Origin of the sequence: Klebsiella oxytoca (assembly GCF_009707385.1) — a bacterium.
Taxonomy (GTDB): domain Bacteria; phylum Pseudomonadota; class Gammaproteobacteria; order Enterobacterales; family Enterobacteriaceae; genus Klebsiella; species Klebsiella oxytoca_C.
Genome location: NZ_CP046115.1, coordinates 2,666,624 through 2,691,053 on the forward strand (window position 1 = coordinate 2,666,624; position 24,430 = coordinate 2,691,053).

The 24,430-nt window shown below is 54.5% G+C and carries 23 protein-coding genes and 1 riboswitch; of the genes, 16 read left to right on the forward strand and 7 right to left on the reverse strand.

All coding sequences use genetic code 11. From position 1 onward, the window contains the following. Positions 1 to 57: 57 nt before the first annotated feature. The 3 genes from GJ746_RS12325 to GJ746_RS12335 all read right to left on the reverse strand — a co-directional run bounded on the left by GJ746_RS12325 (position 58) and on the right by GJ746_RS12335 (position 3,141). Complete coding sequence (locus GJ746_RS12325) at positions 58 to 1,755, reverse strand: NAD-dependent malic enzyme (RefSeq protein WP_154680456.1); 1,698 nt, start codon at positions 1,753 to 1,755, stop codon at positions 58 to 60. A gap of 183 nt (positions 1,756 to 1,938) precedes the next feature. Then, positions 1,939 to 2,079, reverse strand: coding sequence for a stationary-phase-induced ribosome-associated protein (gene sra, locus GJ746_RS12330; protein WP_154680457.1), 141 nt, complete (start codon positions 2,077 to 2,079; stop codon positions 1,939 to 1,941). A 210-nt stretch (positions 2,080 to 2,289) separates the two neighbouring features. After that, positions 2,290 to 3,141 (reverse strand): Vmh family MBL fold metallo-hydrolase, encoded by an 852-nt coding sequence (locus GJ746_RS12335; protein WP_154680458.1) that lies wholly within the window; start codon positions 3,139 to 3,141, stop codon positions 2,290 to 2,292. Positions 3,142 to 3,255: 114 nt separating this feature from the next. Between GJ746_RS12335 and GJ746_RS12340 the strand changes: the two genes are divergently transcribed. The 8 genes from GJ746_RS12340 (at position 3,256) to GJ746_RS12375 (ending at position 11,945) form a co-directional block, all read left to right on the forward strand. After that, on the forward strand, positions 3,256 to 4,158 hold the full coding sequence (locus tag GJ746_RS12340; protein WP_154680459.1) for a LysR family transcriptional regulator: 903 nt from the start codon (positions 3,256 to 3,258) through the stop codon (positions 4,156 to 4,158). Beyond that, the gene (locus tag GJ746_RS12345) at positions 4,158 to 4,628 is read left to right on the forward strand and encodes a GNAT family N-acetyltransferase (RefSeq protein WP_154680460.1); all 471 of its coding nucleotides are present in this window, start codon (positions 4,158 to 4,160) and stop codon (positions 4,626 to 4,628) included. Before GJ746_RS12340 ends, GJ746_RS12345 begins: the two co-directional genes overlap by 1 nt. 80 nt (positions 4,629 to 4,708) lie before the next feature. Further along, positions 4,709 to 5,140, forward strand: coding sequence for an OsmC family protein (locus GJ746_RS12350; RefSeq protein ID WP_154680461.1), 432 nt, complete (start codon positions 4,709 to 4,711; stop codon positions 5,138 to 5,140). 113 nt (positions 5,141 to 5,253) lie between these two features. After that, the gene (locus GJ746_RS12355; protein ID WP_154680462.1) at positions 5,254 to 6,123 is read left to right on the forward strand and encodes an oxygenase MpaB family protein; all 870 of its coding nucleotides are present in this window, start codon (positions 5,254 to 5,256) and stop codon (positions 6,121 to 6,123) included. A gap of 197 nt (positions 6,124 to 6,320) precedes the next feature. Continuing rightward, positions 6,321 to 7,229 carry a cation diffusion facilitator family transporter gene (locus GJ746_RS12360; protein ID WP_154680463.1) on the forward strand — a complete coding sequence of 303 codons (909 nt, stop codon included), beginning with the start codon at positions 6,321 to 6,323 and terminating at the stop codon, positions 7,227 to 7,229. A 201-nt stretch (positions 7,230 to 7,430) separates the two neighbouring features. After that, the gene (locus GJ746_RS12365; RefSeq protein WP_154680464.1) at positions 7,431 to 8,348 is read left to right on the forward strand and encodes a bestrophin family protein; all 918 of its coding nucleotides are present in this window, start codon (positions 7,431 to 7,433) and stop codon (positions 8,346 to 8,348) included. 199 nt (positions 8,349 to 8,547) lie between these two features. Continuing rightward, entirely contained in the window at positions 8,548 to 10,848 is a 2,301-nt protein-coding gene (locus tag GJ746_RS12370) for an FdhF/YdeP family oxidoreductase (RefSeq protein ID WP_154680465.1), read from the forward strand. Between the two features lie 209 nt (positions 10,849 to 11,057). Beyond that, entirely contained in the window at positions 11,058 to 11,945 is an 888-nt protein-coding gene (locus tag GJ746_RS12375; RefSeq protein WP_154680466.1) for a LysR family transcriptional regulator, read from the forward strand. A gap of 4 nt (positions 11,946 to 11,949) precedes the next feature. Here GJ746_RS12375 and GJ746_RS12380 read toward each other — a convergent pair whose 3' ends face one another. After that, positions 11,950 to 12,558 carry a class I SAM-dependent DNA methyltransferase gene (locus GJ746_RS12380; RefSeq protein WP_154680467.1) on the reverse strand — a complete coding sequence of 203 codons (609 nt, stop codon included), beginning with the start codon at positions 12,556 to 12,558 and terminating at the stop codon, positions 11,950 to 11,952. Between the two features lie 179 nt (positions 12,559 to 12,737). Further along, complete coding sequence (locus GJ746_RS12385) at positions 12,738 to 14,147, reverse strand: MFS transporter (RefSeq protein WP_154680468.1); 1,410 nt, start codon at positions 14,145 to 14,147, stop codon at positions 12,738 to 12,740. Positions 14,148 to 14,436: 289 nt separating this feature from the next. Between GJ746_RS12385 and GJ746_RS12390 the strand changes: the two genes are divergently transcribed. The 5 genes from GJ746_RS12390 to mgtU all read left to right on the forward strand — a co-directional run bounded on the left by GJ746_RS12390 (position 14,437) and on the right by mgtU (position 19,160). Next, positions 14,437 to 14,952, forward strand: coding sequence for an anti-virulence regulator CigR family protein (locus tag GJ746_RS12390; protein ID WP_154680469.1), 516 nt, complete (start codon positions 14,437 to 14,439; stop codon positions 14,950 to 14,952). 414 nt (positions 14,953 to 15,366) lie between these two features. After that, a complete protein-coding gene (locus GJ746_RS12395; protein WP_154680470.1) occupies positions 15,367 to 16,062 on the forward strand; it encodes an MgtC family protein in 696 nt (231 codons plus the stop codon). Between the two features lie 155 nt (positions 16,063 to 16,217). Beyond that, complete coding sequence (mgtA, locus tag GJ746_RS12400) at positions 16,218 to 18,950, forward strand: magnesium-translocating P-type ATPase (RefSeq protein ID WP_154680471.1); 2,733 nt, start codon at positions 16,218 to 16,220, stop codon at positions 18,948 to 18,950. 18 nt (positions 18,951 to 18,968) lie between these two features. After that, positions 18,969 to 19,061, forward strand: a complete 93-nt coding sequence (gene mgtR / locus GJ746_RS12405) for a protein MgtR (protein ID WP_154680472.1) — start codon at positions 18,969 to 18,971, stop codon at positions 19,059 to 19,061. Between the two features lie 12 nt (positions 19,062 to 19,073). Next, positions 19,074 to 19,160 carry a magnesium transporter protection protein MgtU gene (gene mgtU / locus GJ746_RS25500; protein ID WP_264766566.1) on the forward strand — a complete coding sequence of 29 codons (87 nt, stop codon included), beginning with the start codon at positions 19,074 to 19,076 and terminating at the stop codon, positions 19,158 to 19,160. A gap of 68 nt (positions 19,161 to 19,228) precedes the next feature. Here the strand turns inward: mgtU and katG are convergent, their stop codons facing one another. Together katG and GJ746_RS12415 are read right to left on the reverse strand one after the other, a co-directional pair. Next, positions 19,229 to 21,406, reverse strand: coding sequence for a catalase/peroxidase HPI (katG, locus tag GJ746_RS12410; protein ID WP_154680473.1), 2,178 nt, complete (start codon positions 21,404 to 21,406; stop codon positions 19,229 to 19,231). A gap of 265 nt (positions 21,407 to 21,671) precedes the next feature. Continuing rightward, positions 21,672 to 22,604 (reverse strand): LysR family transcriptional regulator, encoded by a 933-nt coding sequence (locus tag GJ746_RS12415; protein WP_154680474.1) that lies wholly within the window; start codon positions 22,602 to 22,604, stop codon positions 21,672 to 21,674. A gap of 99 nt (positions 22,605 to 22,703) precedes the next feature. Between GJ746_RS12415 and GJ746_RS12420 the strand changes: the two genes are divergently transcribed. From GJ746_RS12420 to GJ746_RS12430, 3 genes are all read left to right on the forward strand, one after another. Continuing rightward, the gene (locus GJ746_RS12420) at positions 22,704 to 23,138 is read left to right on the forward strand and encodes a DMT family transporter (protein ID WP_154680475.1); all 435 of its coding nucleotides are present in this window, start codon (positions 22,704 to 22,706) and stop codon (positions 23,136 to 23,138) included. 9 nt (positions 23,139 to 23,147) lie between these two features. Then, positions 23,148 to 23,615 (forward strand): DMT family transporter, encoded by a 468-nt coding sequence (locus GJ746_RS12425; protein ID WP_154680476.1) that lies wholly within the window; start codon positions 23,148 to 23,150, stop codon positions 23,613 to 23,615. 50 nt (positions 23,616 to 23,665) lie between these two features. After that, positions 23,666 to 23,745: riboswitch (ZMP/ZTP riboswitch) on the forward strand. 20 nt (positions 23,746 to 23,765) lie between these two features. Beyond that, complete coding sequence (locus tag GJ746_RS12430) at positions 23,766 to 24,398, forward strand: LysE family translocator (RefSeq protein ID WP_154680477.1); 633 nt, start codon at positions 23,766 to 23,768, stop codon at positions 24,396 to 24,398. Positions 24,399 to 24,430 lie beyond the last annotated feature (32 nt).

The window sequence follows — 24,430 nt, forward strand, 5'->3', positions numbered from 1 at the left end:
CGAGCAGAGAACAAAAAAGGCCTGCAAAGCAGGCCTGGTACAGTACTGTTCGACCGATTAAATCGATGTCCGGCGATAGTTACGGTATTCCGGCAGCCAGAAGTTATCGGCGATGGCTTGTAACAACGCTTCTGCAGATGTCTTCACCGCCACGCCTTGCTCCTGAGCAACCTTGCCCACGGCAAACGCGATAGCGCGCGAAACGATCTGGATATCTTTCAGCTCCGGCAGAACCGGACCTTCTCCGTTATTTACCAGCGGCGAATGTTTCGCCAGGGTTTCACTGGCGGCCATCAGCATCTCATCGGTCACGCGCGATGCGCCAGAGGCGATAACGCCAAGCCCAATTCCCGGGAAGATGTAGGAGTTATTACATTGAGCGATAACGTACTGTTTGCCTTTGAGCGTGACCGGGGCGAACGGACTCCCGGTAGCAACCAGCGCTTCTCCGTCGGTCCAGCTGAGGATATTTTGCGGCGTGGCCTCCACGCGGGAGGTCGGATTGGATAGCGGCATTACGATTGGCCGCGGGCAGTGTCTATGCATCTCACGGATAATTTCTTCGGTGAATAGCCCCGGCTGGCCGGACACGCCGATCAGAATATCCGGTTTTACGTTGCGTACGACGTCTAGCAGCGACAGCACATCATTGGTGGTGTCCCAGTCTTGCAGGTGCTCGCGCTTTTGCACCAGTTTGCTCTGGAACGGCAGCAGGTTCGGCATGGCATCGGTCAGCAGGCCGAAACGGTCAACCATAAAGACGCGTTTACGGGCCTCTTCTTCGCTTAAACCTTCGCGCTGGATCTGGGCGACGATCTGCTCGGCAATACCGCAGCCCGCTGAACCCGCGCCAAGGAAAACAATTTTCTGTTCGCTAAGCTGGCTGCCTGCGCCGCGGCTGGCGGCGATCAGGGTACCGACGGTGACCGAGGCGGTGCCCTGGATATCATCATTGAATGAACACACTTCATGGCGGTAGCGGTTAAGCAGCGGCATGGCGTTTTTCTGCGCGAAGTCTTCGAACTGCAGCAAAACGTCTGGCCAGCGGGCTTTAATCGCCTGGATAACATCATCGACAAACTGGTAGTACTCGTCGTCGGTGATACGCGGGTGGCGCCAGCCCATGTAGAGCGGATCGTCCAGCAGCTGCTGGTTGTTGGTACCGACGTCCAGTACCACCGGCAGGGTATAAGCCGGGCTGATGCCGCCGCAGGTGGTATACAGCGACAGTTTGCCGATAGGAATTCCCATTCCTCCGATGCCCTGGTCACCGAGGCCAAGAATACGTTCGCCGTCGGTCATCACGATAACTTTGACGTTGTGGTTCGGCACGTTTTGCAGAATGTCGTCGAGGTTATTGCGGTTTTGCCAGGAGATAAACACGCCGCGAGCGCGACGATAGATCTCAGAGAACCGTTCACAGGCGGCGCCGACGGTCGGGGTATAGATCACCGGCATCATCTCGTCGATATGGTTGCCGACCAGACGGTAGAAAAGCGTTTCGTTGGTATCCTGGATGTTGCGCAGGTAAATGTGTTTGTCGATGTCGGTCTTAAATCCCTGGTACTGGATCCACGCCCGCTCAGCCTGCTCTTCGATAGTTTCGACGACTTCCGGCAGCAGGCCCAGCAGGTTGAAGCTGCTACGCTCTTCCATGCTGAAGGCGCTGCCTTTGTTGAGCAACGGGAACTCAAGCAGAACGGGGCCCGCGTAAGGGATGTAAAGAGAGCGGTTTTTCTTATAAGTGAATTGCATCGCACTGGCTCCTTGATAATCGCTTCAGCCCTGGCGCGGCGACAGGCGGGGGCTGGCAGGGAATGGCCGCGGGCAGAGTATAAAGCAGAAGAGTTCAAAGGAGGGTAAACATGAGGGCGATAGGCTTAAAAAAACACCATCCGCAAAAAAGGACGGTGTTTTTATCATCATTCAGCTGAAAATTTAGCCGCCGCGGCGCTTGCGGCCGGTGGCGTGGATATGGTTAACCGTGGTTTCCGCATCGCCCTCCAGCAGCACTTTTTTCTGCTGAGAAAGCTTGTAGTTCAGACCGAGAAGATGACGTGCCTGATGGTTCGATTTCATTCTTACTCCTTTATCCTGTTTCGGTTTCAAGGACAAGCCCGACGGGCGTCGGACGAAATTTAACCCTTAAGTACGCCGCGTTTTATTAACGCGACGATAATCAGCGTGGTCCATTTTCCCGGGATGCGCAATGTCGAACCGGCAGATTAAGAACAGTCTCTATGTGATGACGGAAATCGCTCCCCGACAAAAAGCAAGAGCAAGCCGTGATTACCACTTCATTTCGCCGGTGTTTACTTTAGCGCTCAGCTCCAGAGAACTCTCTTCCGCGAGCCCTGGCCAGCGCTGTTTCATCGCTTTGATGACGCCTGCGGAATCTTTGTGTTCTTTGAGCGTCTGCTCAAATTGGGTCAGGTAATCGCGAGTAAAAATTATCGCCCGATCGCCCGCGGGCGGAGTACCGAGGTAATGACCCGGGATCACCCGTTGCGGATGCAGAGCGGCCATCTCATCGAGCGTATTAATCCATTGTTGACGGTTTTCCACGCTTTGCGTGTCGGCGGTCCAGACGTGCATTCCCCATGCTACGCCAGTACCGCCAAGAATGGCTTTATTGGCCGGGATCCACACATACGCCGCGTAGCTCTGCGGCTGACGAATCTCAACTTTTTCCCCGTCGATGGTGAAGGTATTCGCTGTTATTGCCTGCGGGACGTAGACCTGCTTTGGCGCACCGTCTTTCATCTGCGGGCCCCAATACGCCAGCTTGGCCTCTTTGGTGGCGTTAATGTGTTTAACGACTTGCGAGGTAGCCACCACTTTGGCTTCCGGGAACGCTTTCACCAGCGGTTCCAGGCCGAAATAGAAATCCGGATCGCCGGAGGTAATCACGATACGGGTAAGCTTCTTCCCGCTTTTTCTGATCATTTCAACCAGCTTTTCGCCGTCTTTTACGCTGAACTGAGCGTCAAACAACACCGCTTCGTGCGGACCGGAGGCGAGGGTGGAGTTAACCGCGAAAATGCCGTTCTCCTGGGGATTGTAAGTTTGCAGCGTTAAGGGGGCGGCCAGAACTGAAGCGCTGAACAGCGTAGTGGCAATAGCAAGGGCAGATAATTTCATGTTCGCTTTCTCTTTGTCAGGTGAATCAGCGTTATTCTACGGATTTCCTGATTTGCGAAAATTCCTGAAAAAAGAGATGCTGAGTTTCATAAAACGTGCAGATGGAATCAAATAATGGATCGGGTTATTGCCGCGCAGGTATATATGCGCATTTGCGAACTGGGGAGTTTAAGCGCTGCCGCGCGCGCGTTGGGAATGTCGCGGCCAATGGTCAGCCGCTATCTTGAGCAGATGGAACAGTGGGCCGGCGCCCGGCTGGTTCATCGTTCAACCCGCAAACTGACGCTGACTCCCGCCGGGGAAAAAGTGCTGCAAAAAACGCGCGCGTTGACGCAGATATCGGATGAGATAGCCGGACAGAGCGAGCGCGCGATCCCCAGCGGAACGCTGCGCGTTGCCTGCGCGCACTTCACCGCAATGCAGCTTATTTCCCCGCTGTTGCCCGATTTTCTCGCCCGTTATCCCCAGCTGCGCCTTGAGCTGGATATCAATAATCATCCGGTGAGTCTGATAGGCGAACGGATCGACGTGGCGATTCGGATCACCGATAACCCTGAACCAGGGACGATTGCCCGCCGTCTTGGGGTTTGCCGTTCGGTTCTGTGCGCTTCGCCGTGCTGGCTGCAGCAGAACGAACCGCTGCAAACGCCGGACGACCTGACTCGCCACAATTGTCTGCATTACAGCCATTTTGCCAGTCAGACCTGGCAGTTTAGCGACGCCGACGGCAATAGCGCGGCGGTGGCGGTTTCCGGTAACCTCAGTGCCGGGATATCTTCTCTGCTAATGGAAGCAGCCGTTGCCGGCTGCGGTATTGCGATGCTGCCGGAGCTGGAGGCGCAAAGGGCGCTTAACAGCGGGGCACTGAAGCAGATCTTACCGGCATGGCGACCAAAAGCGTTGAGTGTATACGGCATTTACCTCTCGCGGGACTTTCAGCCAAGCGCGCTGCCGCTATTTCTCGCTGAGATCCAGCAGCAGCTGGCCCACACTCACGATCCAAAAGGAACGCTTTGATGATAGAGCTTCGCTCAATGCGCGATGAAGAATACTCCGCTTACCTTGACTATTTTATCGCCGATTATGCGGCGGAAATTTCGGCTAATTATGCGCTTGCACCAGCGGCGGCGTTAGCCCAGGCGCAGGGTGAAATCGCCGCGGATCTACCCGACGGCGTCAATACCCGCGGCCAGGTTTTATGCTGTCTATTCAATGAAGTGGCGGCCCGGGTCGGCTATCTCTGGTACAAGCCGGATGAAAAGATGCGCTCCGCGTTTATCTGCGATTTTTATATTTTTCCGGCATTTCAGGGGCAAGGTTTGGGTAAACAAGCAATGACGGCCTTAGAGAATGAGCTGAAAAGCAAAGGTATCCGCCAAATTAAGCTGCGCGTCGCTGGCGATAATCAGCGCGCTCGTCGTCTCTACGAAGTCAGCGGGTTCCACGTTACCGGCGTTAATATGAGCAAGAATATCCCTACAGATTGATCTGAAAATAGCCGTGTGTCATCCAGACAGGCAAGGGGCTTCTATACTTAAAACCTTTAATGTCCAAAAGGAGCGATATCATGGCAATCCATAAGAAAGGTCAGGCGCATTGGGAAGGGGATCTGAAAAGCGGTAAAGGAACCGTCTCGACCGAGAGCGGTGCGCTGAACCAGCAGCCTTATGGTTTTAACACCCGTTTTGAGGGGGTAAAGGGAACCAACCCGGAAGAGTTAATCGGGGCTGCCCATGCTGCCTGTTTCTCCATGGCGCTCTCGTTAATGTTAAGTGAAGAAGGTTATACTGCCACCTCAATTGATACCACCGCGGTGGTTACCCTGGATAAAGCCGGCGGCGGTTTTGCGATTACCAAAATTGCGCTACAGAGTAAAATTGTGCTGCCAGGCATTGAAGCCAATGTCTTTGACGGCATTATTCAAAAAGCCAAAGCCGGTTGCCCGGTGTCGCAGGTTCTCAACGCTGAGATAAGCCTCGACTATCAGCTTAATGCTTAATATCTCAGGTGCCCGCCAGTGGCGGGCGCTCGCGTCTTAAAAGCCATCAAGGCAAATGCCTCCAACGCCGATTAATGCTATCTTTTTCGCTCACGGAAAGGAGCGGACGGATAATGGTCAGCATACGCAAAACGATCGAAGCTCAGGTTCTGGGCTTAACCGGCATAGCGTTAAAAGAGATCGATTTTGAACAGCCTAAAGGTGAGCCGGGGCTATTTGGTCCACGGTCGGCTATCTGGCAGGTGCATGGCGATTTCACCTCCATGCTGTGCGGAGGCGTCAGCGCGCTGCTGCTACAGATGCTCCATCCCTTAGCGCTGGCGGGCGTCTGGGATCACTCAAACTTTCGGGAAGATATCTTCGGCCGTCTGCGCCGCACCAGCCAGTTTATTTCCGCCACGACCTTTGGAACCACCGTCGACGCCGAACGGCTGATTGCAAAAGTGCAGGGGATCCATCTGCGGGTGAACGGCGAAGATAAAGACGGTACGCCCTACCGGGCCAGCGACCCTGACTTGCTGACCTGGGTTCATGTCGCCGAGTGCAGCAGCTTTATGGCCTCGCATCTGCGCTATAAACGCAGCGTGGTTAGCGCCGCTCGCCAGGAGCAGTACTACCAGGAAGCCGGCGAAATTGCCCGTCGTCTTGGGGCGCGAGATATTCCGCTAACGCCACGCCAGGTTGCCGACTATCTACAGGATATGCGTCCAAAACTCCGCTACGATGAGCGAACCCGGGAAGTCGCCGAGGTGCTGCTATCGACCCGCCTGCCGGGCCGTATGAGTCAACCGGTTGGGCGGGTAATGATGCGCGCCGGTATCGATTTGCTGCCGTTGTGGGCGCAGGAAATGCTCAATTTACCCATGAGCGCGCTGCAGCGACACAGCGCGAGGATTGCGGTCCACGGCGTTGCTCGCATATTACGCGCTTCGGTGCGTAACGGCGCTTATCATTGCGCAATGCGCCGGATGAATGAACTTTAACTTTTTAGTTTGTGGTTTTATCTTAAAAATAGCCTGAGCTATTATTGCTCAGGCTATTTTGTATAAAGAAAAATTATTCTCATTTATATTTTCTTGTCGGTTAAAAATAATTAAATATTATCTTAACGAGCAGGGAATATTCAGGAAAAATTAAACTAAATCGCGTAGGTTATTTCTTTTTGTCAGGATGATTAATAATGATGCAGATTGCCGACGAGAGTCAGCGCTCACGGGTTGCGCGTAAAACAACGCTGGTTAGCGTGGTGGTGAACCTTTTTTTGTCGAGCTTTCAGGTACTGGCGGGGATCTTTTCCGGATCGCAGGGCTTAATTGCCGATGGTATTCATTCTCTTTCCGATTTAGTTGCGGACTTCGTGGTGCTGATAGCCAATAAAAAAAGCCGCCAACCTTCGGACAGCGATCACCATTACGGGCACTGGCGTTATGAAAACGGCGCCTCTCTGGTGATTGGCGCACTGCTGTTGCTGGTTGGCATCGGTATGCTGTGGTCCGCTTGCAACAAACTGCTGAATCCGGAGTCTATCCCGAATGTGCATATTACCGCGCTGTGGGTCGCGCTTGGCGCGCTGACCGCCAAAGAGATTTTATTCCGCTATATGCTAAGAGCCGCCACGCGGATCCAGTCCTCAATGCTGATTGCCAACGCGTGGCACGCCCGCTCTGATGCGGCGTCATCGGTGGTAGTGGCGATGGGTATCATCGGGAATCTGGCGGGTTTCGCCTGGCTGGACCCGGTTGCCGCGCTGGTTGTCGGCGTGCTGATCGCCCGGATGGGCTATACCTTCTCGGCAGATGCGCTGCATGACTTAATGGATCGTTCCGTGGACAGCGAGACCGAACAGCAAATAAAAACCACAATTCTGGCGACACCCGGGGTTGTTGCTCTGCACGACCTGAAAACCCGCCGTGCCGGTGATTTGATACTGGTTGATGTGCACATCGAAGTGCCGGGAAATTTATCGGTGGTCGAAGGGCACGATATTGCGCTCCTGGCCCGCTCTCGGGTATTAAAAAATCATAACGTCCTGAATATGATGATTCATATCGACCCTTGTCGTGCGGAAATCTCCGCCATTGCCACTTAGTTTATCCCACGGCAATCGCCGGGTTTGTTATTTTCCGGACAATATTGCCTGAAAAATAAAAAAGGACCATAATTTACCGGCTATTCTGTCATCGCTGATAAATAGCCGGTTTAAACCGTGTCGTACTTTTGCACAATATAAAATTAAATCGCTTAATAGACCCCCTCTATTAAGCCTTTCGAATCTTCAGGAAGTAATACAATGATTATCCGGCCAGAACAACACTGGTTTCTTCGTCTGTTTGACTGGCACGGCTCCGTGCTGTCAAAAATCGTCTTTCGCCTGCTGCTTAACGTCATGATGTCGATTATCGCTATCATCAGCTATCAGTGGTATGAACAGCTTGGGATCCACCTTACCGTCGCGCCGTTTAGCCTGCTGGGGATCGCCATCGCCATTTTTCTCGGCTTTCGCAATAGCGCCAGCTATAACCGTTTTGTTGAAGCGCGCAATCTTTGGGGAACGGTGCTGATTGCCCAGCGAACCCTGGTGCGTCAGCTGAAGAATATCCTGCCGGAGGAGAGCGTTTCCCATCAGCGCCTGGTGAGCTACCTGATCGCGTTTAGCTGGAGCCTGAAACATCAGCTGCGCAAAACCGACCCAAGCGCCGATTTAGCGCGTCTGCTGCCGCCGCAGATTGTGGCGGAAATACGGGCCAGCTCGATGCCAACCAATCGTATCCTGCTGCTGGCGGGGGATGAACTGGGGCGTCTTCGCGCTGCAGGAAAGATTAGCGATATCAACTTCGGTCTGATGGACCACAAGCTGGATGAGCTGGGTCATGCGCTGGGCGGCTGCGAGCGTCTGGCCAGCACGCCGGTACCCTTTGCCTATACGCTCATTTTGCAGCGCACGGTGTACCTGTTCTGTACGCTGCTGCCGTTCGCGCTGGTCGGCGATCTTCACTATATGACGCCGTTCGTGTCGGTGTTTATCTCCTACACCTTTTTATCGTGGGATTCGCTGGCGGAAGAGCTGGAAGATCCGTTCGGTACCGCGGCCAATGATTTGCCGCTGAACGCGATGTGCAACACTATTGAACGTAACCTGCTGGACATGACCGGCCAGCACCCGTTGCCGGAACAACTTGAGCCGGATCGTTACTACAACCTGACCTGATATTGTCCGACGCTGTATGTTTATTATTCGTTAAATAAGTTAAATCTAACGCGTGATAGATAACATTGATTATACGTCCGTCGGCCTGATTGTTATGCTTTCGTTAACAAAAGCCCGTTGTCGTTGCCGATAGCGGGCGATAAGAAATAACGCGGCGTTTCACCTGCAATCCGCCGCCGAAAGCGCATCAGGAGTTAACATGAGTAATAGAAGACGCGCCGTTCCCGGCGTCCATCCCTATGATGGTCCGGCCGGGGGATGGGGTGCTTTAAAAGCCACCGCTATCGCCGTCCGTACGCAAATGGATGCGCTCGATGCCCCCGCCACGCTACTGCGCACTAATCAGCCGGACGGCTTCGATTGTCCCGGCTGCGCCTGGCCCGACAAAGAGCATAAATCAACGTTTCAGTTCTGCGAAAACGGCGCCAAAGCGGTGACCTGGGAAGCGACCAGTAAACGGGTTACAGCCGAGTTTTTGGCACGAAACACCGTTACGTCGCTGCTGGCAAAGAGCGATTTCGAGCTGGAAGGCTACGGGCGCTTAACCCAGCCGTTAGCCTACGACAAGGCAAGCGACACGCTGCGTCCGGTTTCATGGGAAGACGCATGTGCCCGCATCGGTGAAATTCTCCGCTCCCTGCAACCTAATGAAGTGGAGTTCTATACCTCCGGACGCGCCTCTAACGAAGCGGCCTGGCTGTTCCAGCTGTTTGCCCGCGAATATGGCACCAATAACTTTCCGGACTGCTCCAATATGTGCCATGAGTCCACCAGCGTCGGTCTGCCGCAGTCTATCGGCATCGGTAAAGGTACGGTCTCGCTCGAGGATTTTGATAAGACCGAGCTGGTTATCTCTATCGGCCACAATCCCGGAACCAACCATCCGCGTATGATGGGAACGCTACATGAACTGGCGCGCCGGGGCGTGCCGATAATTGTTTTCAATCCGCTAAAAGAGCGGGCGCTGGAGCGTTTCGCCGATCCGCAGAACGTCATTGAGATGGCGACCTACGGCTCAACCAACATTGCATCGACTTACTTCCAGGTCAAAGCGGGCGGCGACGCGGCGGCGCTTAAAGGTATCGCCAGGGCGCTATTAAGCCTGGAAGCAGAGCAGGGAGAGGTACTGGACCGGGCGTTTATCGATGAGCACACGCTGGGTTTTGCTGACTTTGCGCAGGATATACAGACTACCCAGTGGCAGGAGATTGAACGTGAATCGGGCCTGACGCGCGACGACCTTGAGCGCGTGGCGGAAGCTTACGCCAAATCTGACGCCACAATTATTACCTATGGTATGGGCATTACCCAGCATAATAAGGGCACTTCAAACGTACGTCTGATCGCCGATCTGCTGCTGATGCGCGGTAATATCGGCAAGCCGGGCGCCGGGATCTGCCCGCTGCGCGGTCACTCCAACGTCCAGGGCAACCGCACCGTTGGCATCACCGAAAAACCAGGCGCTCAGTTCCTGGCCAGCCTGCAGCGGGTGTTTGGTTTTACGCCGCCGCAGGAGCACGGGCACGATGCGGTAAAAGCGCTACAGGCGATGATCGACGGTGAGTCCAGAGCGCTGATTTGCCTTGGCGGTAATTTCGCCGTGGCGATGCCGGATCGCGAACGGGCTTTTCCGGCGATGCGCGGGTTGGATCTGAGCGTGCATATTGGCACCAAGCTTAATCGGTCGCACCTTCTGGTGGCGAAAGAGACCCTTATTCTGCCGTGCCTGGGTCGAACCGAACTGGATCTTCAGGAGACGGGCCGCCAGTCGATAACCGTTGAGGACTCGATGTCGATGGTTCACGCTTCATCGGGCAAGCTGAAACCCGCTTCGTCAGAGCTGCGCTCGGAGCCGGCGATCGTCGCGGCGATGGCGGTGGCCACGCTGCCGGAGAGCAAAATTGACTGGCCGTCGCTGGTCGCCGACTACGACCGCATCCGCGATTTGATTGAGCAGACCATTCCCGGTTTTGACAATTACAACCAGCGTATTCGCCACCCCGACGGTTTTCGTATGCCGCTGCCGCCAACGGAACGTATCTGGCCGACGCCGACCGGAAAAGCGATGTTTTCGGTTTTCGACGGCGTACACGAAAACCAGCAGGTGGACGGTAACGACGTGATGCGTCTGGTCACTTTGCGCAGTCACGATCAGTACAACACCACCATTTATGCCCTGGACGATCGCTATCGGGGCGTGTTTGGCCGTCGCGACGTGCTGTTTATGAACGAGCAGGATATGGCGGAGCAGGGATTTGAGCACGGCGATCGGGTGGATATCAGCTCCGCGCTGCCCGGTCACCATCAGCGGCTGGAGGATATCACGCTAGTGGCCTACAGCATCGCACCGGGCACCGTTGCGGCCTATTATCCTGAAGCGAACGTGCTGGTACCGCTGGATTATCTCGATAAAGAGAGCGGTACGCCGTCGTATAAATCAGTACCGGTGCGTTTAACCCTGCGATCGAAAGAGATCCGCGCGCTGGAAGAGGTTCGCTAAGGCTCCGTTTCGCCGACGGCGTGGGAGTCGTCGGCGGTGAATCGTCTGCCTTTGTGCCGCAATCGGCTTAATATCTGACCCGACCAACCCTTACTCCAGATAGCCTTGTGAACGCCGGGCAAGCCACGGTCCGGCGGTGCTTGAATTTCATGGACGCGGAACATAACATTTAACTAACATTTTGCCTGCGCGCTCACCATGGATAATTAATGGATATCAAACAGCTTAAGTATCTGATTGCGCTCGACAGGACGCGACATTTCGGCCAGGCCGCGGCGGCTTGCCATATCACCCAGCCCACGCTCTCCATGCGTATCCGTAATCTTGAAGAAGAGCTCAATCTGACGCTGATTCAGCGCGGGCAACGCTTTGAGGGCTTTACCCCGGAGGGGGAGCGGATTCTGGCCTGGGCGCGGGCGCTGCTGGCGGCGCATGATGGACTGGAAGCGGAGGCGGCTATTTGTCGCGGGCAGATGGTCGGTCAGCTGAGGGTGGGGATGGTGCCTTTAGCCAGCCTCAATCCGATGCAGCTGATAAAACCGCTGGCGGATAAATACCCGGAGCTGCAGTTCAGCCTGCTGTCGATGACTTCGGAACAGATAATCGACGGGGTTAGCCGTAACCAGCTGGATCTGGGGATCTGCTATCTGCATCACGTCGATAGCCAGCTGTTCAACGTGGTCTGGCTGCCGAATACCCGCATGGGTTTACTGCATGATACCCGTCATTTTCAGTTTAAAGAGACCATCCCCGAATGGGAGACGCTGGCCGCGCTGCCGCTGGGCTTTTTGACAAAGGGCATGTACTACCGGGAATCGATTGAAATGAGCTTTAAGGCCAAGGGGCTGGCGCCAAAGTACGTGTTTGAGAGCGACTCTACTTTTCAGATAATCCAGGCAGTGCAGGCCGGGATCTGCTGCGCGATTATGCCGCTGAATAACGGGCTGGAAGCGTTAAGCGATAATCTGGAAATCATTCCGATTGTTGAGACGGAGGTCGATTCGATGCTGGCGCTGATTATGCGCAATAAAGAGCCGGTATCGTCGCTGGCGGAAAAATGTTTTGCCGATGCGCAGGTAATTTTCAGCGAACGCTGACAAGCTAGCGGCGCTTAACCGCCAGCCAGACCGTACGACCGCCGCACTGCGGGTCTTCCACGCTATGATTAACCACCTCGAAAGCATTTTGCCGTAGCAGGTTGCGATACTCCTCCGGCGCCAGGCTCGCGTGATACAGCGCCTCGCCGGCAAACTGGCCGACGGCCTCGCCGTCGCTGGTACCGGTATTGAACATCAGCGCCGCGCCGTCACCAGAATGAGCGGCGAAGAGGCTAAACATCCTGCGCTGATCGGCCCGAGGAAGGTGAAAAAAACTATCCCATGCCACCACGCCATCAAATCTCTCCGCCAGCGCCAGTTCGCGCATGTCGCCGGTTAGCCAGCGGCCCATGGGAAACTTTTGCCGACATCGGGCAATCATTGAAGGAGAGGCATCTACGCCGGTCACGGGAAAACCCCGGCGCAGAAAATATTCAGCGATCGGCGAGCCGTTACCGCAGCCAATATCCAGAATCGTTCCGCCGGGTCTTAGATGGGCCAAAAATTGGTCCAGCCAGGGTTTTTCAAACAGGCTGGTTGAGCGCTGGGCCTGGAAGGTTGCCCACTGTTTCTCATACAATGCGATGATATTTTTTGCTGACGGGTGATCCATTTTTTCCTGCCCGAGTCACGATTATTCGCGCTTAGCCTGCCATCTGTGGGTGGATAAATTCAAGCCAAAACGCCGCTCGCGCCTGAGAGCTGAGAGTCGTAATGGCGCTGACGATTTCTCCGCTATTGATAAGAGTCTGCCTACACGCGCCGCCGGCTAAATCCCGGCGGCGCTTGCTATTAAATATCCTCCAGTCTGATCCCCCGGGTTTTCGGACCAAAGATGCCCACTGACAGCATCACCATCAGCATGCTGGCGACAATAAAGCTAATGGCTCCCGGCGTACCGGCATATTGCAGAATAATACCGATCAAGATGCTGGTGATCGCCGTCGACAGTCGGCTGAAGGAGTAGCAGAAGCCGACAGCCCGCGCGCGAATGTGGGTGGGGAAAACTTCAGCCTGGTAGGCGTGATAGCTGATGGTCAGCCAGGCGTTTGACCAGGTAATCATAAACCCGCAAATCACCAGCAGCGCCGGACTATTCTGCAGGGCAAACAGCGTGCCAAACACCACCGTCATCAGCGCTGAAAGCACGATTTGCCATTTATTTTCAAAACGATGGACAAAACGGGTGCAGAACAGACAGCCTATTGGATAGGCGAGGTTAATAAAGAACGCATACAGCAGACTGTGGGTAATGCTTGCCCCCTGACCGGAAAGCAGCGCCGGCAGCCAGTTGCCGAAACCAAAGAAGCCGATGGCCTGGAAGAAGTTCATCACCATCAGCATCATGGTGCGTTTGCGGTACTGCGGAGCCCAAATCTCTTTAAAGTTTCCGGGTTTACGCGCATTAGCTAGCTGTTCAACGCGGTGGCGCGGTGATGGCGCAACGCCGCAGCGCTGTTCCATTTCGCACATCACCTTATGAGCCTCTTCGTGACGGCCTTTTTCATCCAGCCAGCGCGCCGATTCCGGCAGCTTTTTGCGAATAACCCAAATGATCAGCGAGCAGAGTGCGCCGAAAATAATCACCCAGCGCCAGCCGGTGAGGCCAAAAAGGGTAACGGGTACCAGCATCCATGACATCAGCGCCACGGCGGGTACCGATAAAAACTGAATAAAGAAGGCAAACGCGAAAGCTTTGTTGCGCAGATGCGTCGGTACCCATTCGCTTAAGTAGGTATCGATCGTCACCAGCTCAATACCGAGGCCGACGCCGACCAGAAAACGGCAGAAAATAACGCCTTCTGCGCTGCTTTGCAGGGCCATAATCAGGGAGAAGACGCCGTACCAGGCGAGGGCGAACATAAAGGTCAGGCGACGTCCCAGCTTGTCCGCCAGCGGCGCAAGCAGGCTGGCGCCGATAAACAGTCCCATAAAGGTTGATGAAGCGAACGCGGCCTGGTCGGAAATACCGAAAATGCCTTTCTCACCGGTATGAAAAATATCCTCTGCCAGTAGTCCGGTGCTGATGTACCCGGTCTGAAAAAGATCGTACAGCTCGAAGAAGCCGCCCAACGCCAGAAGGGTGATAAATGACCACAGGCCAACGGAGGCGGGCAGCGCATCGATGCGAGCGGTCAGGCTGGAGTGGGGCTGTCCTGGGGAGGCGAACGCGGCGTCGCCCAGAACCTGGGTGGTAGACATATTATTATTTTCCTCAGATAAAATGTTTGCCTGCTAATGTTATTTGATTGTTAATGGTTTTAAATTTTTAATCGCATCGGTGAAAAGGCATTTGCAGAATAAAATAATGAAAAATTCACTATCAAAGTTTGGCATGCTGGTTTCAGCGCTTTGTCCGGCTTCGGGGTGAATGAATTCACCATCATAAGGTTGGGTTTCCATGGTGTATTAAATTTAAGATGACGGGAAATTGTTGCGCGAAGGTTATTCACCTAAATTAAAGGTGAGTACTCCCACTCAGGAAAAGATCATGTCCAGAAAGCAAATTTGGCAAACAGCGCTGGCGGCGGGCCTTTCGTGGTTTTTGATGGCGACGCCTGCTATCGCTAATCCCGGCAATGGTAATGGCAATGGCCACGGAAACGGCGGCGGCAACAGCAACAGCGCTAATCATGGCAATAGCGGCAATCACGGTAAAAACGTAGATAAAGGTAATCAGGGGCACAAAGAGGAGAGCCCGGGAAAGAGGAAAAATTACGGCAAACCAGACCACGTCTCTTCTGATATCAGTTTCTCCAGAGCGCGTTCGCTGGCGGTAAACTATGGCTTAACCGGCTACTCATCGCTGCCTCCAGGAATAGCGAAAAACCTGGCTCGCGGCAAACCATTGCCGCCGGGGATTGCCAAAAAAGCGGTACCGGCGTCGATGCTTAATGAACTTCCTTACTATCCTGGCTACGAGTGGCGGGTGGTTGGCAAGGATTTGGTGCTGATTGCGCTAAGCACGGCGATCGTGACGTCAATAATCAATGGCGTCTTTGATTAGTCAATTAACCCCGGCAAACGCCGGGGTAAGCGTTATCTAAGGCAGCCGAGCGGATTAAGGTCATTTTAAACAAATCGTCACTAAAGCGAGATTTTAACTTTACTCAAATAATTGAATGACTATAATGAGCACAAATTCATACAGGAGAAATATGTTGGACAGTCACCCTTACTTAAACATCAAGGCAAGCTGACGCTATTTTTTCTGCGCTGCTTGCCAACCGGCGGGCAGCAATCTCCTCATTCTGACGATTGCATCCCATAATGAAAAACGCAGCATCGCTGCGAGGATAATCGTCATGTTCATGTTTAAAAATACATTATTCCCTCCACCGTCAACACGACGTTAAATCGCCTTCCCGGCGACAATTTGTCGTGTGCTTAATTAAGCACATAGTTAATTCTTCCAGCAACAATGGAGGAAACTATGTTGATGTTTCCTTATATCGCAAATTTACTCGCGGCGATGCTGTTAGGGGCGCTAATTGGCGCCGAAAGACAGTGGCGTCAGCGTATGGCAGGCCTGCGTACAAATGCGCTGGTCGCCACTGGCGCAGCGGTTTTTATTCTGAGTTCTCTGTCGACTTCGCCGGACAGCCCGGGACGTATTGCCGCGCAGGTCGTCTCCGGAATCGGTTTTCTTGGCGCGGGCGTTATCATGCGTGAAGGCATGAACGTGCGCGGCCTGAATACGGCCGCGACGCTGTGGTGCTCCGCGGCAATTGGGGTGCTGTGCGGTTTAGGCCAGTTCTGGCAGGCAGCTGCGGCAACGTTGATAATTCTCTGCGCTAATATCTTGCTACGTGAAGCGGCGCAGCGAATTAATCAGATCCCCGGAGCGACAGAAGAAGAGAAATGCTACGTTCTGAATATTATCTGTAATAGCGAGCATGAAAACGCAATTCGTCAGCTGTTGCTTAATATCAGCAAAGAGATGACGTTCAGCCTGCAGGGGCTGGTCTCTATGGCAGCGAAAGAACAAGGACATAAAGAAATTCGCCTTGAACTGGTCGGCAATGCCGATTGCCGGAAGGCGCGAGATTTTATTATGTCAAAAATCGGCGGTGACGAAAATATTACTTCAGTCCGCTGGTGCGTCGAGGGCAGTTAATCTCCCGCATATTCTACTGTTGCAATGATTTGCATAAGGAGGGAATAATGAATGTTCCCAGACAATTAAAGTAATAAGCGTTTAATAGCGTAACAATGAAATATGCATAAGTCATTTATGCAGGAATAACGACGTCTTTAATTTGAGGATAAATCATGACTGACATGAAAATTGAAAACCGGAAAATAAACCGGTCTGCGTCAGAAAATGATAAGCAGCATAAAAAAAGCTTCGCCATTGAAACTGAGGCATTTAATAGCCCGGATCATACGCTGGCGCGGCTAAACAGCAGTCGCCAGGGGCTCACCAGCGAAGATGCGCTTGAACGACTGGATGAATATGGCCGCAATGAAGTGGCGCATGAGCAGGCGCCACCGGCGTTGATCCAGCTTTTGCAGGCATTCAATAACCCGTTTATCTATGTCCTGATGGCGCTGGCCGCCGTCAGCTTCGTTACCGATTACTGGCTACCGCTGCGTAACGGTGAAGAGACCGATCTGACCGGGATCATTATTATCGTCACGATGGTCAGCCTGAGCGGGTTATTGCGTTTCTGGCAGGAGTTTCGTACCAACAAAGCGGCGCAGGCGCTGAAATCAATGGTGCGTACAACCGCGACGGTACTGCGCCGTGGGCCAGGTCATAGCGGTCCGGTACAGGAGGAAATCGCGATAGAGGAACTGGTGCCCGGAGACATCATCTTCCTGGCGGCGGGTGATTTGGTTCCGGCGGACGTGCGTCTGCTGGAGTCCCGGGACCTGTTTGTCAGCCAGTCGATACTCAGCGGCGAGTCCCTGCCGGTTGAGAAGTATGACGTTATGGCCAGCGTGTCCGGCAAAGGCAGCGATCGGCTTCCTGAGCCGAACAAACACAAAAGCCTGCTGGAGATGGGCAATATCTGCCTGATGGGAACCAATGTCACCAGCGGCAGGGCGCAGGCGGTGGTGGTGGCTACCGGAAACCGCACCTGGTTTGGTTCGCTGGCGAAATCCATCGTCGGCACGCGCACCCAGACGGCATTCGATCGCGGGGTGAACAGCGTTAGCTGGCTGCTGATCCGCTTTATGCTGGTGATGGTACCGATTGTGCTGCTGATTAACGGCTTCAGCAAAGGGGACTGGGTCGAGGCATCGCTGTTTGCCCTGGCGGTCGCGGTTGGCCTGACGCCGGAAATGCTGCCGATGATCGTCAGCTCCAACCTGGCGAAAGGCGCTATCGCCATGTCGCGGCGCAAAGTGATCGTCAAGCGGCTGAACGCCATTCAGAACTTTGGCGCTATGGACGTGCTGTGTACCGATAAAACCGGCACGCTGACTCAGGACAATATCATTCTTGAGCATCATCTTGATGTGAGCGGTAGCGAGAGCGACCGGGTACTGACGCTGGCGTGGCTTAACAGCAGCAGCCAGAGCGGGGCGCGCAACCTGATGGACCGGGCGGTGCTGCGCTTTGGCGAAGGGAGGATAGCGCCAGCGACCAAAGAGCGGTTTGTAAAGCTGGATGAACTGCCGTTTGATTTTGTCCGCCGTCGGGTATCCGTTTCGGTGGAAGATGTCCGCCACGGTGATAAAAGCCTGATCTGCAAAGGTGCGGTTGAAGAGATGCTGATGGTGGCTACGCATCTGCGTGAAGGCGATAAGGTTGTAGAACTGGATGCAACTCGACGTGAGCTGCTGTTAGCCAGAACTGAGGATTACAACGCCCAGGGATTCCGGGTGCTGCTGGTCGCAACTCGTAAGCTGGATGATTCCGCCCTGACGGCGCCGCTGTGTGCCGCCGATGAACAAGGGTTAACGGTCGAAGGGATGCTGACTTTCCTCGATCCGCCGAAAGAGAGCGCGGGGAAAGCGATTACTGCGCTGCGCGACAACGGCGTGGCGGTGAAAGTGCTGACCGGCGATAACCCGGTGGTTACGGCGCGCATTTGTCTGGAAGTGGGTATTGATGCCCACGGTATTCTGACCGGGGCGCAAATTGAAGCGATGACGGATCGCGAACTGGAGCGCGAAGTGGAAACGCGTTCGGTATTCGCGAAGCTGACGCCGTTGCAGAAGTCGCGCATCCTGAAAACGCTGCAGAAAAATGGCCATACCGTCGGCTTCCTTGGCGATGGTATCAACGATGCGCCGGCGCTGCGCGATGCGGACGTGGGGATTTCGGTCGATAGCGCGGCGGATATCGCTAAAGAGGCGTCCGATATTATCCTGCTGGAAAAGGACCTGATGGTGCTGGAAGAAGGGGTGATCAAGGGACGCGAGACTTTCGGCAATATCATTAAGTATCTGAATATGACCGCCAGCTCTAACTTCGGCAACGTCTTTTCAGTACTGGTGGCCAGCGCGTTCATTCCGTTCCTGCCGATGCTGGCGATTCATTTGCTGATCCAGAACCTGATGTACGATCTCTCCCAGCTCTCGCTGCCGTGGGATAAAATGGATAAAGAGTTTCTGCGCAAGCCACGCAAATGGGATGCCAAAAACATTGGCCGCTTTATGCTGTGGATAGGCCCGACGTCTTCCATTTTTGATATCTCGACCTTCGCGCTGATGTGGTACGTATTTGCGGCGAATAACGTTGAAGCGCAGGCGCTGTTTCAGTCCGGGTGGTTTATTGAAGGACTGCTGTCGCAGACGCTGGTGGTGCATATGCTGAGGACGCAGAAGATCCCGTTTATTCAGAGCCGCGCGACGCTGCCGGTGCTGCTTACCACCGTATTGATTATGGCGGTTGGGATCTACATTCCGTTCTCGCCGCTGGGGACGATGGTCGGGCTGGAGCCGCTGCCGCTGAGCTATTTCCCGTGGCTGGTCGCCACGCTGCTGAGCTACTGCCTGGTGGCGCAGGGAATGAAGCGTTTTTATATCAAACGATTCGGCCAGTGGTTCTGATGCCAGGGAGGCGCAGAGATGAATCGTTCTCCGGACACCATCATCGCGCTGATATTTTTTCTGGTCGGTTTGCTGGTACTGCTGTTGGCTATCTGGCAAATCCTGTTCTAAAAAGGGGGCGTGATGCGTAAAGGATCGCTGGATAAAATCTTTATGCAGGTGGCGATTATTGCGGCCATCATTATTTTACTGACTATCTGGATAAGATAAAAAAATCCCGGGCCACAGGCCCGGGATTTTGCTATTACCTTTGCATTGCAGTACGGAAGAGCAAGCGATTACAGGTCGAAACGGTCCAGGTTCATCACTTTGGTCCAGGCCGCCACAAAATCAGTGACGAATTTCTGCCGCGCGTCGCTGCAGGCATAGACTTCAGCCAGTGCGCGAAGTACGGAGTTAGAACCAAACACCAGGTCTACGCGAGTGGCGGTGTACTTCTCTTCACCACTCTTACGGTCGCGGCCGATGAACAGCTCAGCCTGCTCGTCAGCGGCTTTCCAGACGGTGCGCATATCGAGCAGGTTAACGAAAAAGTCATTGCTCAACACGCCCACGCGGTCGGTAAACACGCCGTGTCGGCTACCATCGAAGTTAGCGCCCAGAACGCGCAGACCGCCCACCAGGGCCGTCATTTCCGGCGCCGTCAACGTTAGCTGCTGTGCTTTATCAATCAGCAGCGTTTCCGTGGATAGTCCGCCACCCACGCGACGATAGTTACGGAAACCATCGGCCATCGGTTGCAGCAGGTTCATCGCTTCAATATCGGTCTGATCCTGACGCGCATCGACGCGGCCTGGCGCAAAAGGAACGCTGACATGCACGCCTGCGGCTGCGGCGGCTTGTTCAACACCCACTACGCCCGCCAGAACGATAATATCGGCCAGCGACGCTTTTCCTGAGGCTTTCTGAATCGCCTGCAGGGTGGGCAGGACGCGGGTAGCGATAGCGTTGACCGGCCAGGAGTTCTGCGGTTCAAGCGCCAGACGCGCGCCGTTGGCGCCGCCGCGCTTATCGCCGCCGCGGAAGGTGGAAGCCGACGCCCAGGCAACGGAAACCAGTTCGCTGACGGAAAGGCCAGCATCGGCAATCGTTGTTTTCAGCGTGGCGATATCTTCTGCGCTTGGGTTGTGGGTCGCTGCCGGTAACGGATCTTGCCACAGCAGATCTTCTTTCGGCACTTCCGGTCCCATGTAACGGGATTTCGGCCCCATATCGCGGTGGATGAGTTTGAACCACGCGCGGGCAAAAGCTTCGTTAAAGGCCTGCGGGTCGTTGAGGAAGCGACGGCAAATTTTGTCGAACTCCGGATCGAAACGCAGCGTCAGGTCGGTAACCAGCATCGTTGGCTTGCGTTTTACTTCCGGATTAAACGGGTCTGGAATAATTTCCGGGCCGTCTTTCGCTTCAAACTGGATAGCGCCTGCCGGGCTGCGGGTCTGAACCCACTCATATTTGTACAGGTTTTCTAAGAAATAGTTGCTCCACTGGGTCGGGGTTTGCGTCCAGACAACCTCAAGACCAGAGGTGATTGCGTCCGTGCCTGCGCCGCTGTTGTAGCTGTTCGCCCAGCCGAGGCCCTGCGCTTCAATCGGAGCCGCTTCTGGCTCTGGGCCAACGTGGGTAGTCACCGCAGCACCGTGGGTTTTACCCAGCGTATGCCCCCCGGCGATCAGCGCGACGATCTCTTCATCATTCATCGCCATATTACCGAAGGTGGCGCGAATCGCTGCGGCTGCGGAGAGCGGGTCGCCGCTGGCGTTAGGGCCTTCAGGGTTCACGTAAATCAGACCCATCTCGGTTGCGCCAATGGCCTGTTTATTCAGGCTTTCCGGATGGCGGTGCGCCAGCCATTCCTTCTCGTTACCCCAGTCAACGTCCAGATCCGGTTCCCAGACGTCTTCACGACCAGCACCGAAACCAAAAGTACGGAAACCTGAGTTTTCCAGCGCAACGTTACCCGCCAGCATATAAAGGTCTGCCCAGGAGATTTTCTGTCCGTATTTCTGTTTTATCGGCCACAGCAGACGACGAGCTTTGTCGAGGCTGACGTTATCCGGCCAGGAGTTGAGCGGAGCGAAACGCTGTTGACCACGGCCGGAACCGCCGCGACCGTCAACGGTACGATAGGTGCCGGCGCCGTGCCAGGCCATACGAATAAACAGCCCGATATAGCTACCCCAGTCCGCTGGCCACCACTCCTGAGAGTCGTTGAGCAGGGCGTGCAGATCGGCTTTCAGCGCGGAATAGTCGAGCTTTTTAAATTCTTCCCGATAGTTAAAGTTTTCACCCAGCGGGTTCGAACGATTGGAGTGCTGATTTAGCAGATCCACCCGTAGTTGATTTGGCCACCAGTCGCGGTTAGAAGTGCCGCTGCCCGCGCTCTGTGTTGGTGTTTCAGCGTGGAAAGGACATTTTCCTGCTGATGGGTTATTTGAAGGATCGTTAGACGTGCTCATATCAGGCTCCGTTTGCTTTTGTGAATGTCATTACGATATACACTGCTTTCAATAAACGATATTTGAATGGGTCTACGGATTTAATAGTTATTTTCTTTCAATTATCAGAATGAAACTCGAACTCTCCGGGGTGAAAAACGGCAAGTTACCGGTACCAGCCTGATAAACATAGTCGTAACTCGTGAGTAAAGGAAACGTTAAAACATATTCATCGAGTGCGAATGCTATTTGTTTGAGTTATGACAATATTAGTCCGTAAAAATGCTTATTGCTGCCAGTATAAAGGCGTACCAAAAACGTCGATAAAATAGTCAATTACCGCGCGTACATTCAGTGAGGGATGCCGGGCATAAGGGTAGATTGCCGAAACCGGCGAGGGAGAACTGCCAATCGCGACGGTGTACCGGGTCATCAGCTTGATAAGCCTGCCATCGGCGATGGCTTCATTTACCATCCAGTCAGGGAACAGGACAACCCCCATTCCTTTTAGCGCCGAGGTCAGCAGCGCATCGGCATTGTTTGAAACCAGCTGCGGCGTCTGCGGATAGTGAACCCATTCTCCCTGCGCGAGGCGGAACAACCAGCGATTAGGGCCGTTAGAACCGCTGTAGACCAGGGTACTGTGCTGGCGAAGATCTTCTGGCTTCTCCGGGATGCCGCGCCGCGCCAGATACCCCGGGGCAGCAACCAGATAGAGGTGCTGCATGCCAAGTACCCTGGCATGGACATTAGAGTCCGGCAGGCTACCAATACGAAAAATCACGTCTGTCGCTTCGCGGTGCGGGTCAATAAAATCATCCGTCAGCGTCAGCTCAATTTGCATTTGCGGATAGCGCTCGGTCAGCCCCGCCAGCCATGGTGCAATATGGCGTTGACCAAAATAGACCGGAGCGTTGATTCGCACCAGTCCACCCGGCTGAAGGGTCCTGTCCTGCAGGTCGCGCCTGGCGGCGCTAAACTGTTCGCTGATGGCCCTCGCATGCACCGCAAACAGCCGTCCTGCTTCGGTGGGCACCACTGCCCTGGTGTTACGGTTAAATAACTGCTGGCCGAGCGAGTCTTCAAGCTGGTGAATCACTCGCGACACCATTGAGGGAGAAACGCCTTCCCGCCGCGCCACCACCGAAAAGCTCTGGCTATCGTAGACGGCGATAAATAGCTGTAGCGCTCGAAAATTCACATTTCCCGCATCGTTCATTAATGCAATATCCGCAAAAGTGTTTCCCTGATTGTATCGTTTTTCACATTACTTCGCTGCTTTATGCTTTGCCGCCTGATCAACAAGCGGATATCAACGATGCAGTTAGTTCTGATTTTTCTGGTAATTGTCGGCGGCATGGGGTTATCGGTTGAGGCCGGGCTACTTGGCCCGTTAGCCGGGCAGGTAGGGGACCTGTGGGCCACATTCAGCATTTTTAGCGTCGGGAGCGCGCTGACCTTTTTGTTGATGCTGCTGTTTGGCCCCAGGGAGAGCCCTTCGTTTTTTTCTCTGCCGGGCTGGCAGCTGACCGGGGGAGTACTGGGCCCGATTTATGTGGTCATTTTAACTGTGGCCGTACCGGTCATCGGGATCGCCATGACCATGATCGGCATCCTCGCCGGACAGATTTGCAAAAGCCTGCTGATCGACCACTACGGCCTGTTCGGTTCGCCAAAACGAAAAATCGACGGGCGGCGGATTATCGCGCTGCTGTTGATTGTGGTTGCCCTGATCCTTATCGCCACAAGCTGAGGAGTTAACATGAGTAGCATAATGATTTTACTGGCGATGATTGGCGGCGCGATGCTGAGTATGCAGGCGGCGATTAACGGACGCTTAGGTAGCCAGGTTGGGGTGTTTCGTAGCGCATTTCTCACCTTCTCGGTCGGCGCTTTGATTACGGCGCTGCTGATCTTTTACTTTGCGCCCCAGCAGACGATAACGCTGCTCGATGTGCCGAAATGGCAGCTGCTGGGAGCGTTTTGCGGCGTGCCCTATATCGTGATTATGGTGCTGGCGGTGCAGCGTATCGGCACCGCGACGGCCACGGTGGCGGTGATTTTCGGCCAGCTGGCGATGAGCCTGCTGATTGATAATTTCGGCTGGCTGGGAAATGAAACCATCGCATTGTCGCCGGGACGGCTGGGAGCAATCGTCTGTCTGGGGCTGGCGCTGTTCTTTATTTATCGCTCTGGTACGGCGACAACAGCCGAAAAGAAGGATAGTTAGCCCACCTGTTCAGGAGAGTTGTCGTACATCGCCAAACGCGACCATACTGTTCGTCACCATGTGACTGGCGCTTTAGACAGATTACTGTCGGGGAGCATGGTTATCGCCGCCGCGCGCCTGGGCATCACTTCGTTTAAATGGAGATACGCTATGCCTGAGATGCCGTCGCTGCTGACCTTCGCCCTTGTTGCCCTTGGCCTGGTATTAACCCCGGGGCCGAATATGATCTATCTGATTTCGCGCTCGATTTGCCAGGGAAGAAGGGCCGGGCTGGTCTCCCTCGGCGGGGTGGCGCTGGGGTTTGTGTTTTATATGCTGTGCGCCGCGTTCGGTATTACCGCACTGATCTTCGCCGTCCCTTACGCTTACGACGTGTTGCGCATCAGCGGCGTTGTCTATCTGCTTTATCTGGCCTGGCAGGCGGTGAAGCCAGGGGGGCGCTCGGTTTTTGCAGTGCGCGACCTGCCCGCCGATAGCGGCCGAAAGCTGTTTTTGATGGGCTTTATTACTAACCTGGCGAACCCTAAAATTGCCATCATGTACCTCTCATTGCTGCCGCAGTTTATCTCTCCCGGACACGGCAGCATCCTTTCGCAGTCGCTGGTGCTGGGATTTACCCAGGCGATAATCAGCGTAGCGGTCAATGCGCTGATTGTGATGATGGCCGGGCAGGTTTCGCTGTTTCTCGCGGGGCGTCCGTTATGGCAGCGGTTTCAGCGCTGGCTGATGGCGACCGTGCTGGCCGGGATGGCGGTGAAAATTGCCTTCGAGGCGCGGAAGTAATCGTTGCGCACGGCAGCGAGCGGATCTTCGTC

What these genes read in the sequence shown, in the direction of transcription:
- GJ746_RS12370 (WP_154680465.1), top strand. Translation starts at nt 8,548, where the DNA reads ATGAGTAATAGAAGACGCGCCGTTCCCGGCGTCCATCCCTATGATGGT.
- GJ746_RS12360 (WP_154680463.1), top strand. Translation starts at nt 6,321, where the DNA reads ATGATGCAGATTGCCGACGAGAGTCAGCGCTCACGGGTTGCGCGTAAA.
- GJ746_RS12340 (WP_154680459.1), top strand. Translation starts at nt 3,256, where the DNA reads ATGGATCGGGTTATTGCCGCGCAGGTATATATGCGCATTTGCGAACTG.
- GJ746_RS12385 (WP_154680468.1), bottom strand. Translation starts at nt 14,147, where the DNA reads ATGTCTACCACCCAGGTTCTGGGCGACGCCGCGTTCGCCTCCCCAGGA.
- GJ746_RS12430 (WP_154680477.1), top strand. Translation starts at nt 23,766, where the DNA reads ATGCCTGAGATGCCGTCGCTGCTGACCTTCGCCCTTGTTGCCCTTGGC.
- mgtR (WP_154680472.1), top strand. Translation starts at nt 18,969, where the DNA reads ATGAATCGTTCTCCGGACACCATCATCGCGCTGATATTTTTTCTGGTC.
- GJ746_RS12380 (WP_154680467.1), bottom strand. Translation starts at nt 12,558, where the DNA reads ATGGATCACCCGTCAGCAAAAAATATCATCGCATTGTATGAGAAACAG.
- GJ746_RS12375 (WP_154680466.1), top strand. Translation starts at nt 11,058, where the DNA reads ATGGATATCAAACAGCTTAAGTATCTGATTGCGCTCGACAGGACGCGA.
- GJ746_RS12425 (WP_154680476.1), top strand. Translation starts at nt 23,148, where the DNA reads ATGAGTAGCATAATGATTTTACTGGCGATGATTGGCGGCGCGATGCTG.
- GJ746_RS12350 (WP_154680461.1), top strand. Translation starts at nt 4,709, where the DNA reads ATGGCAATCCATAAGAAAGGTCAGGCGCATTGGGAAGGGGATCTGAAA.
- GJ746_RS12390 (WP_154680469.1), top strand. Translation starts at nt 14,437, where the DNA reads ATGTCCAGAAAGCAAATTTGGCAAACAGCGCTGGCGGCGGGCCTTTCG.
- mgtU (WP_264766566.1), top strand. Translation starts at nt 19,074, where the DNA reads ATGCGTAAAGGATCGCTGGATAAAATCTTTATGCAGGTGGCGATTATT.
- katG (WP_154680473.1), bottom strand. Translation starts at nt 21,406, where the DNA reads ATGAGCACGTCTAACGATCCTTCAAATAACCCATCAGCAGGAAAATGT.
- sra (WP_154680457.1), bottom strand. Translation starts at nt 2,079, where the DNA reads ATGAAATCGAACCATCAGGCACGTCATCTTCTCGGTCTGAACTACAAG.
- GJ746_RS12415 (WP_154680474.1), bottom strand. Translation starts at nt 22,604, where the DNA reads ATGAACGATGCGGGAAATGTGAATTTTCGAGCGCTACAGCTATTTATC.
- GJ746_RS12335 (WP_154680458.1), bottom strand. Translation starts at nt 3,141, where the DNA reads ATGAAATTATCTGCCCTTGCTATTGCCACTACGCTGTTCAGCGCTTCA.
- GJ746_RS12325 (WP_154680456.1), bottom strand. Translation starts at nt 1,755, where the DNA reads ATGCAATTCACTTATAAGAAAAACCGCTCTCTTTACATCCCTTACGCG.
- GJ746_RS12345 (WP_154680460.1), top strand. Translation starts at nt 4,158, where the DNA reads ATGATAGAGCTTCGCTCAATGCGCGATGAAGAATACTCCGCTTACCTT.
- GJ746_RS12395 (WP_154680470.1), top strand. Translation starts at nt 15,367, where the DNA reads ATGGAGGAAACTATGTTGATGTTTCCTTATATCGCAAATTTACTCGCG.
- GJ746_RS12365 (WP_154680464.1), top strand. Translation starts at nt 7,431, where the DNA reads ATGATTATCCGGCCAGAACAACACTGGTTTCTTCGTCTGTTTGACTGG.
- GJ746_RS12420 (WP_154680475.1), top strand. Translation starts at nt 22,704, where the DNA reads ATGCAGTTAGTTCTGATTTTTCTGGTAATTGTCGGCGGCATGGGGTTA.
- mgtA (WP_154680471.1), top strand. Translation starts at nt 16,218, where the DNA reads ATGACTGACATGAAAATTGAAAACCGGAAAATAAACCGGTCTGCGTCA.
- GJ746_RS12355 (WP_154680462.1), top strand. Translation starts at nt 5,254, where the DNA reads ATGGTCAGCATACGCAAAACGATCGAAGCTCAGGTTCTGGGCTTAACC.